Origin of the sequence: Mycobacterium sp. NPDC050441, from assembly GCF_040655355.1 — a bacterium.
Lineage (GTDB): Bacteria > Actinomycetota > Actinomycetes > Mycobacteriales > Mycobacteriaceae > Mycobacterium.
This window is the reverse complement of the sequence record NZ_JBFAJS010000002.1, coordinates 300,602-314,325: the sequence shown is the minus strand read 5'-3', so window position 1 is coordinate 314,325 and position 13,724 is coordinate 300,602. Positions and strand designations below refer to the sequence as shown.

Annotated in this window: 11 protein-coding genes and 1 tRNA gene; 6 read left to right on the top strand and 6 right to left on the bottom strand. The window is 67.4% G+C overall.

All coding sequences use genetic code 11. The features are described 5' to 3' along the window. Window positions 1-251: 251 nt before the first annotated feature. Window positions 252-1,967: a serine/threonine-protein kinase gene (locus tag AB0I14_RS06605; protein ID WP_358017702.1), complete on the bottom strand. Its 1,716-nt coding sequence runs from the start codon at window positions 1,965-1,967 to the stop codon at window positions 252-254. Window positions 1,968-2,149: 182 nt separating this feature from the next. On the opposite strand from AB0I14_RS06605, the gene AB0I14_RS06600 reads away from it, so the two are divergent. Then, window positions 2,150-2,222: transfer RNA gene (locus AB0I14_RS06600), tRNA-Gly, on the top strand. A gap of 131 nt (window positions 2,223-2,353) precedes the next feature. On the opposite strand, the gene AB0I14_RS06595 is transcribed toward AB0I14_RS06600, so the two are convergent. Both AB0I14_RS06595 and AB0I14_RS06590 read right to left on the bottom strand, forming a co-directional pair. Then, the gene (locus AB0I14_RS06595; protein WP_358017699.1) at window positions 2,354-2,920 is read right to left on the bottom strand and encodes a dihydrofolate reductase family protein; all 567 of its coding nucleotides are present in this window, start codon (window positions 2,918-2,920) and stop codon (window positions 2,354-2,356) included. 193 nt (window positions 2,921-3,113) lie between these two features. Further along, window positions 3,114-4,736, bottom strand: coding sequence for an alpha/beta-hydrolase family protein (locus tag AB0I14_RS06590; protein WP_358017696.1), 1,623 nt, complete (start codon window positions 4,734-4,736; stop codon window positions 3,114-3,116). A gap of 156 nt (window positions 4,737-4,892) precedes the next feature. Between AB0I14_RS06590 and AB0I14_RS06585 the strand changes: the two genes are divergently transcribed. From AB0I14_RS06585 to AB0I14_RS06570, 4 genes are all read left to right on the top strand, one after another. Beyond that, a complete protein-coding gene (locus AB0I14_RS06585; RefSeq protein ID WP_358017693.1) occupies window positions 4,893-5,459 on the top strand; it encodes a TetR/AcrR family transcriptional regulator in 567 nt (188 codons plus the stop codon). Between the two features lie 91 nt (window positions 5,460-5,550). Further along, window positions 5,551-6,204: a biliverdin-producing heme oxygenase gene (locus AB0I14_RS06580; protein ID WP_358017690.1), complete on the top strand. Its 654-nt coding sequence runs from the start codon at window positions 5,551-5,553 to the stop codon at window positions 6,202-6,204. 231 nt (window positions 6,205-6,435) lie between these two features. Beyond that, a complete protein-coding gene (locus AB0I14_RS06575) occupies window positions 6,436-8,025 on the top strand; it encodes a PPE family protein (RefSeq protein ID WP_358017687.1) in 1,590 nt (529 codons plus the stop codon). Window positions 8,026-8,143: 118 nt separating this feature from the next. Beyond that, window positions 8,144-8,956, top strand: coding sequence for a hypothetical protein (locus AB0I14_RS06570; protein WP_358017685.1), 813 nt, complete (start codon window positions 8,144-8,146; stop codon window positions 8,954-8,956). Here the strand turns inward: AB0I14_RS06570 and AB0I14_RS06565 are convergent. Further along, complete coding sequence (locus AB0I14_RS06565) at window positions 8,953-10,011, bottom strand: 3-deoxy-7-phosphoheptulonate synthase (RefSeq protein WP_358017682.1); 1,059 nt, start codon at window positions 10,009-10,011, stop codon at window positions 8,953-8,955. The genes AB0I14_RS06570 and AB0I14_RS06565 overlap by 4 nt on opposite strands. Window positions 10,012-10,280: 269 nt before the next feature. Between AB0I14_RS06565 and AB0I14_RS06560 the strand changes: the two genes are divergently transcribed. Next, window positions 10,281-11,216, top strand: a complete 936-nt coding sequence (locus AB0I14_RS06560; RefSeq protein ID WP_358017679.1) for a LysR family transcriptional regulator — start codon at window positions 10,281-10,283, stop codon at window positions 11,214-11,216. 2 nt (window positions 11,217-11,218) lie between these two features. Here AB0I14_RS06560 and AB0I14_RS06555 read toward each other — a convergent pair whose 3' ends face one another. Further along, entirely contained in the window at window positions 11,219-12,355 is a 1,137-nt protein-coding gene (locus AB0I14_RS06555) for a TDT family transporter (RefSeq protein ID WP_358017677.1), read from the bottom strand. A 76-nt stretch (window positions 12,356-12,431) separates the two neighbouring features. Further along, complete coding sequence (locus AB0I14_RS06550; protein ID WP_358017674.1) at window positions 12,432-13,685, bottom strand: MFS transporter; 1,254 nt, start codon at window positions 13,683-13,685, stop codon at window positions 12,432-12,434. Window positions 13,686-13,724: the final 39 nt, after the last annotated feature.

The window sequence follows — 13,724 nt, the reverse complement described above, 5'->3', positions numbered from 1 at the left end:
TGAATACAGGAGGATCTATTTGCTGAATACGAAACGAACGCTCCTATTTGCAAATTCGCGCTGGTCGTGGTTCGCAGAGCTGTGCGCCGTCGGTCATGCCTGGGTTCCTTCCGGCGCCTCCGAGGGGCGTAGCGGTCGGCGATGTGCAGATCGTCGACGCCATAGCTTCAGCGCCATCGACGCTGCCGCCACGTTTCAGATCACAAGGTTTCGACCCGACCCGACTCCAAATTGCCACGCGGAACCGGCACCTATGCCGGCGGGGGTGGAGGCGCAGGTACAGCGGCGGGCGGGATGGGGTTCGGGATGATGGCGCCGATCACCGGCGGCGGCGCCAACTGAGGGCCGGGCGGCAACGCCGGTGCGGGCACCGGAGGGCCGGGCGGCAACGGCGGGGGCAGCTGAGGAGCCGGCGGCAGCGGGTCGGCGACCGCGGCAGGGTCAGCGACCGGGTTGCCCGGTGGAACGTCTTCGAGCCGGGTGGCGTGAACGGGCACGGTGATCACCGCACCTTGCAGCCCGCACTCGTTGGATTGGATGGTGGTGGTTTGAGCGCCGGTCAGCCCGCCGTCCGGCTGTGGTGTCAATGCCAATGCCGTGTCCATTGCCTGCGCTTGCCCGACGATCGGCGCCTCGCAGGGCAGTGAGCCTCTCGCTGGATCACCCAGCCAAGAGTTGTTGATGAAGCGGAACACCGCCGTCATGCCGCCACTTTCCAGGAAGGGGACGGCATGGTTGGTGCTGTCCATTCGCGTCGACGTCGTGACGCATCCCGAGGGCTTGCAGGTCGATCGGAATGCCCACCAGTAGCTTGCGATTTGGTTGCCCGCCGCCGGCCACGGGTTCCCGTTGAGGGTGGCGTGGGGGTTGTCGTAGTCGAGGCGGTAAAGGCCGTCGAAGACCGGGCTACTGGGCACTGGGGTGGCCGCCGCATTCGTAGCGCTCGCAGTGGCCGTGCTCGGCGGTGGGCTCGGCTGCTCACTCGCCGCGGCATCGGCGGATGGCCAAAGCTGCCACAGACCGACGCTGGCGATGACGCCAACCGAGGCGATGGCCGCTGCGTGCACCCAGCCTGGTTTCTGGGGTACCCGATACCCGGTCAGCCGTTGACTGGGTATCGGCGCGGCCGGTGCGGGCGCCAAAGTCAATGCGGGCATCGGGGTTTCATCGGCCAGTGCGTGTGCGAAAGCGCCGCAGCTGACGAATCGGTCAGCCGGGTTCTTGGCGAGGGCCTTGGCCAGTGCCGGGTCGAGGTCGGCCAACTCGGCGCGGATGTCGGCCAACGCCGGCGGCTTCGAGTTGATGTGGCGGCTGACCACGACTGCGGGATTGGCGTGCGCGAACAGTTGCGTCCCGGTCAGCAGGTGGTACGCGGTGCAGGCCAGGGCGTACTGGTCTGCGTGGCCGTCGACGTCCTCCCCCACCAGTTGTTCCGGTGCTGCATAGCCGGGCCTGTCTCCGGCCCGGATGTCGCGGGCGATACCAAGCCCGGCGAGAACGGCGCGGGGCTCCGCATCGCCGTCGACGTCAGCCAGGATGATGTTGGCCGGCCTGACATCGCGATGCAGCAAACCATGCTTGTGGGCATAGTCGAGGGCACCGGCAACCGCGATGATGATGCTGAAAACCTGTTCGCGCGGTAGGCCGTTCGGGTATCGCTGATCGAGGAGACCAGCGAGGTCCCTACCGTCGACGAAGTCCGTCGATATCCAGAGCTGACCGTCGTGTTCCCCGCAACCACGGACCCTGGCGATGCTGGGATGCCACAACGTGGCAGCCAAATCCCCCTCACGGCAAAACCGCTCCCGGTACACGGGTTCGGCGGAACAATCCTCGGACAGCACCTTGAGCGCGTCACGTCGAGGCCGCCTGGGATGCTGAGCGAGGTAGACATCCCCTGTCCAGCCTGAGCTCAGCGGTCGAACAATCCGGAACACGGAGAACGTCTCACCGACGTCGAGCGGCATCTAGGAATCCTACGAACTGCCCTCTGACGCCTGACGCCGGCATCCCGATCACCGACGCTCGCGCCGCGTTGCGCACTGTTTGCGTTGCCCCACAATGTAAGTCAGACCGAGGGATTTGTGTCTACACGCATCGGTGGACTAGTGTTCCGGATCGCGACGGGCGACGATCTCGCTCGTGGCGCGCGGATGTAGCGCAGTTGGTAGCGCATCACCTTGCCAAGGTGAGGGTCGCGGGTTCGAATCCCGTCATCCGCTCGAAGGTGCGATCGTGGCACCACGCCCTGCTGGGCAAGCGCGTGAATCCCCCGGGCCGATCAGCGCGTGACCACGTACCGCTCGGTCGTCCAGCGGCCCAGTTCTGTGCGCCAGGTGAGCGCGAGATCGGATCAGTCGCGTTTCGCTTCGTAGCGCAGCAGGACCGTGCCACACGGGAAGGTGCGGTTCTCCAGCAGTCCCAGCGCTATCCATGACGGCAGGGTCGGGAAGAACGGGGTGCCGCCGCCCACGGCGACGGGCGCGACCACGATCCGGTACTCATCCACCAGTCCGGCCTGCACGATCGGCGCGGCCAGCGTCGCGCCGGCCACCTCCAGCGTGCCGTCGGTTTCGGCCTTCAGCTTCGTCACCACCTCGACCGGGTCGCCGCGTTCCAGGCGGGAGTTCCAGTCGACGGACTCGAGGGTGCGCGAGAACACGACCTTGGGCATGTCGCGCCAGATGCGGGCGAAGTCGACGATCAGCGGGGTGGCGTCCGGGGCCGTGTCGGCAGTCGGCCAGTACGCGGACATCAGTTCGTAGAGCCGCCGTCCGTAGAAGGAAAGGGCGGTCTGCCGCTCGAAGTCGTTCCAGTACTGGTGCAGTTCTTCGCTGGGATCGGACCAGTCGATGTTGCCTTGTGCATCGGCGATGTACCCGTCCACCGACACGTTGAAGCCATAGATGAGTTTGCCCATGCAGATCAGACTGCACCGGAAAGCAGAATTCATCGCGCCGCCACACGGGATATTGTTCAAATCCTCGTGGATTGGCGAGCGTCAGGCGGCCTCGATCAGCTCGAATGCCATCGCGAGCCCGGCGCCTTGGTGACCTTGCTCCTCAAACACACTGTCGCGAAAGTAGATTCGATGGTTCGGTCACTCGGCAGACTCAGCGGATGGCGTCCTGGATGCGCTGAGTCAGCGCGGGATCCCCACCCTTCGGCGCCAAAATGTCGGCCCACAGGTCGGCGGCATCCGGGCCGAAGGCATGCCCGTACCCGTAGGGCACGTCGGCCGAGAAGATCATGTCCAACGTCACCTGCCAGAACGTCACGAACGGCAGCCATCGCATCCCCGGGTCCACATCGGGTCCCAGCGGTTCCCGCAGCCAGTCCGGGCAGTGCAGCAGCAGATCGAACGACCACCACGTGATCGGATCGCTGGCATGCTGCCAGAACACCACGCGCGGAAACTCCCAGGGCCCAGCAAGATTCACATCGGAGGTCCGGGAGGCGAAGCGGATGTGGCGCCCTCCGTCGATCACCGGCAGGCGTTCGAGCGAGCCGGGATCCCGGTTGGCGGTGAGCCGCCCCCAGGGCTGCGCGAAGTTGGGCGTTCCGACCAACAGCGCACCGTCGGTACGGGCGACGATATCCGCGCCGGAGGCAAACGCCGACTGTCCGCCGAAGGAACCCAGGCTCTCACCGAATACCACCAGTTTCGGCCGCTTGTCCTGCGGCAGTGCTGCCCAAACCCGGTGCACCGCTTCGAACAATGCCTGTCCGGCCAAGGGCGGAGTCTCACGATCGGCGATGAAGGACAGCGCGCTGGGCAGGAACGAATACTGCATCGATGCGATCGCGGTGTCCCCGCCATTGACGTATTCGAGGGCAGCCGCGACGTTCGGGTTCACCCATCCCCGCCCGGTGGTGGTCACCACGGCCAGAACCTTGCGGTCGAAGGCGTGGGTGCGGCGCAGTTCGGCGATCACCTGCTCGGCGATGCCTTCGACACTGTCGGCGGAGGTGCGTCCGGCGTACACCCGGATCGGGGTACGCGCCGGGGCGCCGGTGACCTTCGAGATCTGTTCGGCGCCGGGGCCGTCGGCCACGAACGTACGGCCTTCGCGCCCGAGGGTGTCCCACGCCTGCGCCGAGGCCGGCGAACCGGAGCGTTCGGGCGCGCTCGGCTGGGTCACGCCCTCGGCCGTGCTCTTGTCGGCCACCTTCGCGGAACGTTCGGACATGCTCAGCAGGCCGCGGTGCAACGCACCGTCGAGCCCCATCACCACCAGCGCCACCACGATGACCACCGCGGCCAACCGGGCCACCGGGCCGGGTACGACCCGGCCGCCGAGATCGGTCAGACGATTGGTGGCCCAACGTAATCCACGCCCGATCGCCACGAGTGCCAACGCGATCGCCACCGCGAGGAACAGCACCAGGAGGTAGAAGGACCGCTCGGCGTGCGGCATGCCGATGAGTTCGCGCAGGATCTGCTGCCACCATGACCCGAGCACCAGAAACGTCGGGACGACCACGACGGCGACCCCGGCCAGCGTCCACCACCCGATCCGTCGGGTGCGCGAGGACCATTGCGGACTGATGCCGCAACGGCGCACCACCCACGCCATGGCGCACCCCAGCCCGTATCCGATCCCGACGCTGATGCCCGTCGCGACCCCCTGCAGATACCAGGCCCGCGGCAACAGGGACGGGCTCATCGACCAGGCGAAGAACAGCAACGCGCCCGACAATCCGACCGGATGCAGGGTGCGGGCGGCGGTCACCACGCGCCGACGGAGGGGTAAGTCCCGCAAGGCACGCAGCACGAAGTACCGTCCTTCACTCAGTTGGGTATCGAGACTGTAGTGGACCGCGCGGTCACCACCAGGCAGCTAAGCCTGGACTAACAGAATCCGCTGGCAGAGCCGGCGTTAGAGTCGAGCGTGCCCAGGATCAGCGCCTCATCGGTCGAAGAACACCGCGAGCTGGTCCAACAGCGCATCTTCGAGGCTTTCGCCGCACTGATGGCCGACCACAGCTTCGACGCGATCACGATGGCCAAGCTCGCGGCCGAGGCCGGGATCGGGCGGACGGCCATCTATCACCACTTCCCCGACAAGGAGTCGGTGGTGATCGCGTTCGCCTCGCATGAGACGACCCGTTACCTCGACGGATTGCGGGCCGCGCTGTCCGCGGTCGACGATCCCGTCGAGCGACTGAGGGTCTACATCCGGCATCAGCTGGAGGCCGGGCAGGAATTCCACATGGGCATGGGCATGCAGCTCTACGGCGCGCTGTCCACCGAAACCATGCTGGCCATCCGCGACCATGTGGTGGCCGTCGAAGACGTGCTGCGCGAGATCCTGTCCCAGGGCGTGGCTTCCGGTCAGTTCATCGTCGACGACGAGGCCGCCACCATGTCGTTGATTCATGCGTGCCTGGCCCCGCGCCACCTTCCGGTGACGGCGATCGAGCAGTTTGTCCTGCGCGCACTGTCCGCGCAAACGTAGGACCCCACGGCACGCAACCCGGTGCTAGGTTTCCTGACAGATTGTCGGCATGATGTTGACAACCTGTCGTTAAAACACCTGGAGCCAGAGTATGCCGAGCACCGTTGTCCCCGAGGCCGTCCGATCGCTGTCCGTCGCCATGCGCGAGGACTCGCGAAGCGAACACGACGCCGCCGAGCAGTCGTCGTTCATGTCGGAGTTGCTCAGCGGGCGGGTCAACGGCCAGGGCTACGTCGATTACCTGCTGCGACTGCGCGCGGTCTATCGCACGCTGGAGGAGACGGTCCGAGCCCGACGGGCCGACCCGGTCGTCGCCGTTTTCTACGACCCGATGCTGGAGCGGTTGGCCACCATCGATGCCGACCTTGACCACTGGGCCCCGGGCTCAGCGCGCGACGTCGACTCCCCCGCCACCCGCGCCTACTGCAACCGGATCACCGAATCCGCCTGGGGCGGCGCCCTTGTCGCTCACCACTACACCCGCTACCTCGGCGACCTGTCCGGCGGCCAGGCCATCGGCCGGGTGCTCGACCGAGCGTTCGACCTACAGGGCGCCGGTCTGTCCTTCTACGAATTCCCGATGCGCCCCAAGCCGTACAAGGACGCCTACCGGGCCCACCTCGACGGCCTCGACCTCGACCAGGACGACGTCGACCGCGTCGTCGACGAGGTCAAGGTGGCTTTCGCGCTGAACCAGGCGTTGTTCGACGAACTCACCGCCAACCTGGCTGCCTACCGCCGCTGATCCCGCCCCACCCAAATTGACGATTACGGCAAGTACATAGGAAGTTCATACCCCAAATCGGCAAAAGTTAGCTTATGCTAACCATACTTAGCCACTGGGGGAGCAAAGAATCGAGAGGAGCTACCGGGCCGCCTGCACGCACTGCACCCCGGACAACACGATGACTACCTGCACCCCCATCCGCACGTCGGCAAACGACGACGCCACACCGCCCGTCCTTGGAGGTCTGCGATGACCGCCCCGGTGTGGATGGCATTGCCGCCCGAAGTGCATTCGGCGTTGCTCAGCAGTGGACCAGGCGCTGGGCCCCTACTGGCGGCGGCGGGGGCATGGAGCTCTCTGAGCACCGAATACTCCTCGGCTGCAACCGAATTGACCACGCTGATGGGCACGGTGCAGGCCGGAGCGTGGGAGGGTCCCAGCGCCGAGCGGTACACGGCGGCACACCTCCCTTACCTGGCCTGGCTGGGCACCACGAGTGCGAGTAGCGCACGGGTGGCCACCCAGATCGAGACCGCGGCAGCGTCCTACACCGCCGCCCTGGCGGCCATGCCGACCCTGGCCGAGCTGGCCGCCAACCGCACGACCCTCGGTGTGCTGGTGGCGACCAACTTCTTCGGGATCAACACCGTCCCCATTGCGGTCAATGAGGCCGACTACGTCCGGATGTGGATTCAGGCCGCGACCACGATGACCGTCTATCAGGCGTCCACCGAGGTTGCGGTGGCGATCGCACCGCCGTCCACGGCGGCACCGGTGCTTCTGGCACCGGGCGTCGGCGAAGCGGGTTCCGGGTCGGCCACGATGATGCAGTCCGCGGCCCAGGCTCGGGCCGGTGAATCGGGCTCTTCCCTCGGTGTGAGCGACGTGATCAGTTCGTACGAGGAGTTCATCGAGTGGATCAAGGCGAACGACCCGATCGGGAACTGGCTGGCCGGGCAATCTGAGCATTTCTACGGAATGTACGACCAGCTCAGGGAATTCATTCTCGAGCCCTGGCGGATTCCGCAGGTCCTCGCCGAGATCATTGCCGACCCATCGTTGTTGTTCAGCACCTACATCAATGTGTTCTTCCTCGGTGCCTACACGGCCGTGTTCGCCGTACTGGGAACCCCGCTGTACGCCGCGGCGGTCGCCGCGGCCTCCCCCGCGATGCTCGGTCTGCTCGGGATCGTGGGGCTGGCCCAGGCCTATGACATTCCGATCGACGCGCCCGCCCCCGCGGTCGATCAACCTGCCGAGCACCCCGCGGTCGCCGCGCTCCCCGGGCCCTCGTCGCCATCGGTTCCCGCGGGCGCCCCGGCCCCGCCGGCGCCCACCTCGGCACCGGTCACCCCGGCGCCGGCACCGACCCCGATGGCAGCCGGCGCCGAAACCGGCATGTATGCGGTGCCGGGCGGCGGTTCCGGATTCGGTTTCGGCCCGACGATGCGCCACGGCGCCACCGCCCAGGCCTCGGACTCCGTCGGGTCGTCCGCTGCCGCGGCGGCGACGGCTGCTGCGATCAACAAACGACGGTCGCAGGCCCGTAAGCGCCGTGGCGGGACCGCCAAGGACCGTGGTTACCGCTACGAGTTCATGACGGCCGACGGTGCCGCACCGCCGCCCGAGCAGCCCGTCGCCACAAGCGCCTCCGACAGCGGCGCCGGAAACCTCGGATTCACCGGCACCGCAGTGAAGTCCACCATTGCCGGACCGGCCGGCATGACCACGTTGACCGACGACACCTTCGGAAACGGCACGACCATCCCGATGATGCCGGGAAGCTGGCAGGTCGATACGGATGCCCCACTCGGGGCAGACCGCGAAGGCGATGCCTAACCGATCCATGTTGAGGCGGTGAACAATTCGTGAGAATCCGCGAAATCGGCCGTCCACGGGGCGCGGCACCGGGGCGCACACGGCAATACTGGTGATTCCGAGCTGACGGGAGCGCCGGATGACCAGGGACACCACACAGCAGCCCTTCTCCTGGGATAGCACGCTCCCGCACTTCTCCACCGTCGAGAAGCACGGCCGGATCACGGTGCCGGTCACCCAACCGTCGGAAACGCTGCGATTCTTCGCCGCGCTGACCTTCGTCCTGTGGGTACCGGTCGCCGTCGGCGCAGCATTCTGGATTCACGGCATGACGTCACACGAACCGTCGACATGGCTGGGCATTGCGGTGATCCTGGGTTCGTTCCTGCCCGCCATCCTTGCGAGCATCGTCGCCGACGAGGCACGCGACACGTTCGGCCAGCGCAGCACCGGCAACCGGATGGCCGTCATACCCGCCCTGGCCGGCGTCGCGGTCGGACTGTTGGGGGCCGCACTGTGGATCAGAGGCGTTACCGGCGGGGCGCTGGCGCTGACGAGCGTGGTGTGCGCGGCCGGCGCGGCACTGGCCACCGTCGCGGCGTGGCGGGGCGTCCGCTACACCCGCGGCCGCCAGGACTGGCTGGTGGCCCTGCGCCGGCACGGTGTGCGTTCGCCCGGGGTGCTGCGCGAGGTGGAGTTCCGGCAGCGCTGGACCGGCGACGACCCCGAGTTCACCGTCACCGTCGAATTCGAGGGCCAGACCGGGCGCCGGACGGTGACCGCAAACATGGTCGCCAATCACGCCCGCGTTCCGATGGCGGGGTCACCCGTTGTCGTCTTCGGTGCGCCTCAGGGCACCGGCGACGACGTTCTCATCGAACTCGACCCCGCCGACCCGCCCAGGTTCGACCGTGATCCCAGCGGCCGGTACCGAAAACCGAGCGGGAATTAGCCCTCGCGCTTGGCCAGCTCTCGCAGCACCAGATCGGTTGCGTCCCAATCCATGCACTTGTCGGTGACCGACTGGCCGTAGGTGAGCGGCCGGGCCTCGGGCGACTGCGCGCCGGCGACCAGGAAGCTCTCCAGCATCACACCGCTGATCGGCAGCCCGTCGCGCACCATCTGGGCGATCTCGGTGGCCACCGACGCCTGGCGCACATGGTCCTTGCCGGAATTGGCGTGGCTGCAATCGATCACCACACGACCGGGTAGCCCGGCCCCGGTCAACTTGGCCGCGGTCGCGGCCACCGCATCGGCCCCGTAGTTCGGTCCGTCGGTGCCACCGCGCAGGATGACGTGGCAGTCCTCGTTACCTACGGTGCTCACCACAGCGCCACGGCCCATATCATCCATACCGAAGAACACATGTTGGGCCGCAGCGGCTTTCACGCCGTCGACGGCGACCTGGATGTTGCCGTCGGTGCCGTTCTTGAACCCGACCGGCATCGACAGACCCGATGCCAACTGGCGGTGCACCTGCGACTCGGTGGTCCGGGCGCCGATGGCTCCCCACGCCACGGCGTCGGCAATGTACTGCGGGCTGGTCGGTTCCAGGAACTCGCACCCGACGGGCAGGCCGATGTCGATGATGTCGAGCAGCAGTTGACGGGCGATACGCAACCCGCGGGCCACGTCGAAGGTGCCGTCCATGCCCGGGTCGTTGATCAGGCCCTTCCAGCCGATCGTGGTGCGCGGCTTCTCGAAGTACACCCGCATCACGATCTTGAGCTGGTCTTTGAGCTCATCGGCCACCTTGACCAGGAGGCTGGCGTACTCCAGCGCGGCCGCGGGATCGTGCACCGAACACGGGCCGACGACAACCAGCAGGCGGTCGTCACGACCGGCCAGGATGTCGGCGATCTCATCGCGGTCGCGGGCCACCCGCTCCGCACGGCGCTCCCCCAGCGGGAATTCGGTCAGCACATCGTGCGGGCTGGGAATCGCGCTGAAACTGCGAACCCGACGGTCCGATGTGGCGGGGGCGTTGGCGATCTGCGCCAAATTCATCTTCAGGTGCCTTCCTGGTGGTGGGCACCTGGCAAGAGTTCCGGCGCCCTGTAACGACGAAAGGCAGCGACCTATGGTCACTGCCTGGGCTCCGGGTGGATGCGTGCTTAGTGCTGCGCTTTATCGGCTCCGCCCGGAGCCTCGATAAAGCGCCAATAGCTGGCACACACACCGATAGTCACGTCGGCCAGGCTACACCACCACCGACGCGGGGCCACAACCGGTGCGTTCACAACCGCGATTTGTGACCACGCCCTACGATCCTGGGCATGCCGCTCAGCCCCCGGATGCCCGAGCTGGCAGCGTTCGAAGTGCTGCTGGCGATCGCGCGTACCGGCAGCCTCGGAGCCGCCGGGCGTGAGCTGGGTCTCACCCAGCAGGCGGTATCGGCACGGCTGGCCTCGATCGAATCGCAGACCGGGGTGCGGCTGGTACAGCGCAGCCCCCGTGGATCCCAGCTGACCGCGGCCGGCGCGGTCGTCGCCGAGTGGGCCGACCAGTTGCTCGACGTCGCCGGGCGGGTGGACGCCGGGCTGGCCTCGATGCGCACCGAAAGCCACGGTCGCGTCACCGTCGCGGCCAGCCTCACCATCGCCGAACAACTCATGCCGCGCTGGCTGGTGTCGTTGCAGGCCGATGCCGCACGCCGCGGCGTGAGCGCACCCGAGGTCATCCTCACGGCGGCCAACAGCGATCAGGTGATCGCCTCCGTACAGGACGGATCGGCCGACCTCGGATTCATCGAATCACCCAGTACACCAACAGGACTGAGTAGCCGGGTGATCGCCCATGACGAGCTGGTCACGGTCGTGCCCCCCGATCACAAGTGGGCCCGCCGAACGGCTCCGGTCAGCCCCGCCGAGCTCAGCGATACCCCGCTGGTGTCGCGCGAAACCGGTTCGGGCACACGGGACGCCCTCAGTTCTGCGCTGCGCGCCGCACTGGGCCCGGCGAGCTGCCAGGCCGACCCCGCGATCGAACTGTCCTCGGCAACCGCGATGCGCGCCGCGGTGCTGGCCGGCGCCGGGCCTGCGGTGATGAGCCGGCTGGCCGTCGAAGACGATCTCACCCTGGGCCGGCTACGTGAGGTGCCCGTGGCCGGGCTGGACCTGCGCCGCGAATTGCGCGCCATCTGGTCGGGTGGCCGCACCCCGCCGGCCGGAGCGGTACGCGACCTGCTCAGCCACATCGGCGCGGCGCGCTGACCTCAGCCGCGTAACAGCCGGCCCGACCGCACACCGCGCAGCGTGTTGGTCGCCACGGTCGCCCACGCGCCCAACAGCACCATGTACAGCGCGACGGCCAGCCAGGAAATGGCGACCGCACCGGTGGCGGCGCCCAGCGCAGACGCTCCCGTCACGCAGGTTCCCACCGGGAAGGTGAAACTCCACCAGGTCAGGCTGAATGACAACCCACGCCGCGCACCGTGCACCGTGAGCGCCGTCGCGAGGCAGAACACGAACGCCCCGAAACCGCCCATCACCAGGCCGTACACGATGCCGAAGGCATGCAGCGCCGACACCATGGCCGCATCGGTGAGCACCGACCCCGCATGGGACGCCAGCAGATTGGCCGCGGTGATCGACTGGCCGACAACGCCGAGCACGATCCACACCGTGGGAATCGCCTGCACCTGACTGAAGCCGCCGTGCATGAGCCGCGAATACACCATGGTGGTGGTGATCAGGCCGGCCAGCAGGCTCAAGCCGAACATCGCGTAACAGGCCACCAGCAAGGTCATCCCCGCCTGTCCCGGCCCGAGGTGCGACAGCAGCAGGGCGCCGGTGGAGGCAGAGACCATGGGAGACACCACCGGCATCATCCAGGCCGGCGCCGCCTCCACATCGGTGTGATCCTCACGGGTGATCATCGCGAACGGAAGCCAGAGGCTGACAACCAATCCCAGCGCCGTGCCGGCGGTCCACAGCACCACGTCGAGGGCCAGCGCCGCGGACGGGCCGATGAGGCCCGGCCCGAACAGCAGCGCGCCCGCTCCGACGGTGAGCAGCGCCATCGCCGGGGCGCCGTAGAACTGCCCCACCACGTGGTGTGCGGCATAGGCTTTCGCCTGTTCCCGATGCCGGATCCAGTGCGTGGCGAACGCCGCGGTCAGGACCACCAACACTGTCGCGGCGAGAATCCATACCGCAGTGGCGAATTCGTGCAGCCCCGGCAGGCGCAGAGGCAAGGTGGCCGCGGCCGTCGCGACGATCCCGGTCCCCATCACCGAGGCGAACCAGTTCGGCGTGATGTGGCGGAAGAGCGAACCCGCGCTGTCCAGTTCGGCCAGCAGGGCGGTGTGGAACGGCCTTTCCGCCGTATAAGACGCGGTGTAAGTGGTCACCTCACCAATGCTGGTGGCTGCGACCGATCACCGGTAGGCACCACAATGTTGTGGCGTCACAAACCGAGCTTGTGACTCAGACGTAGCGGTTCCGGCCGGCCAGCGCACCCGCCACCATCTGCACCAGGTAGATGACGAGCACCATGGCAAACGGCGCCGCCCAGCCGGCGGTCACGTCGTGAAGCAGCCCGAACGTAAAGGGACCCACACCGGCCAGCAGATAGCCGAAGCCCTGCGCCATCCCCGAGAGCCGCGCGGTGTCCTCGGCGTTGCGCGCGCGCAGCGCAATCACCGTGAGCGCCAACGAGAACACGCTCATCCCGATGCCCACGAAGAAGCTCCACAGCAGCGGCGCCGCACCGGGATCGACGAGCAGGCCGATCATGCCGATCATCCCGACCACGCCGAGCCCGACGATCCAGCCACTCTGGTTCTTCTGCTTGGCCGCCAGCGGCGGAACGATCAGGCTGATCGGGACGGCCAGGATGGACACCAACCCGAGCAGCAGGCCGGCGTCGGTCTTGCTGACCCCGCTGTCGATGAACACCTCGGGCAGCCAGCCCATCACGATATAAGCCAGGAACGACTGGCAACCGAAGAACAACGTGATGGTCCAGGCCAACGGACTGCGCAGCAGGGAGCGGCCGGCCGCGCCCGACGAGGCTGCTTCGGTGCGGGCCGTGCTGATTCCCCGCGCGCCCACAAGCCAGAACAGCAGCGCAAGAATTGCCACCAAAGCCCAAGAGCCCAACGCCCCCCGCCAGCCGCCGAGCAGGGGCTCCAGCGGTGGGGTGACCGCCGAACCCAGCGCCCCGCCACCCTGCAGGGCCGCGGTGTAGACACCGGTCATCAGACCGATCTGGGCGGGGAACGAACCCTTGATCACGACCGGGATGAGCACGTTGACGAGCGCAATACCGCCGGTGGCCACCAGCGTTCCGCCGATCACCACGTATGGCCCGTCCAACACCCGGGCGACGAGGCCGATGCTCAGGATCACGAGGGCGACCGAGATCGCCCGGCCCAGTCCGATCCGGCGTGCCAGCCACGGCGCGGTCAGGCCGGCGGCCGCAAAGCACAGCCCGGGCAGAGTGGTCAGCACGCCGGCCCAGACAGCGGAGGCGCCGAGCGACTCACGCATCTCGCCGAGAACCGGTCCGATGCTGGTGATTGCCGGGCGCAAGTTCAGCGCGGTCAGGACCACCGCGACGACCAGCAGTGCACCGCCCGCCGCCATCTGTGCGGGGCGGACCTCTACGGCACCGTCGAGCTCGAGCTCCAGATCGTGCTCGTAACTGTTCAGGGCTTTGTTGCGCAGGGTCCTACTCACCCGGCTATGATGCCATACATCCCATGATTGGATGAAAGG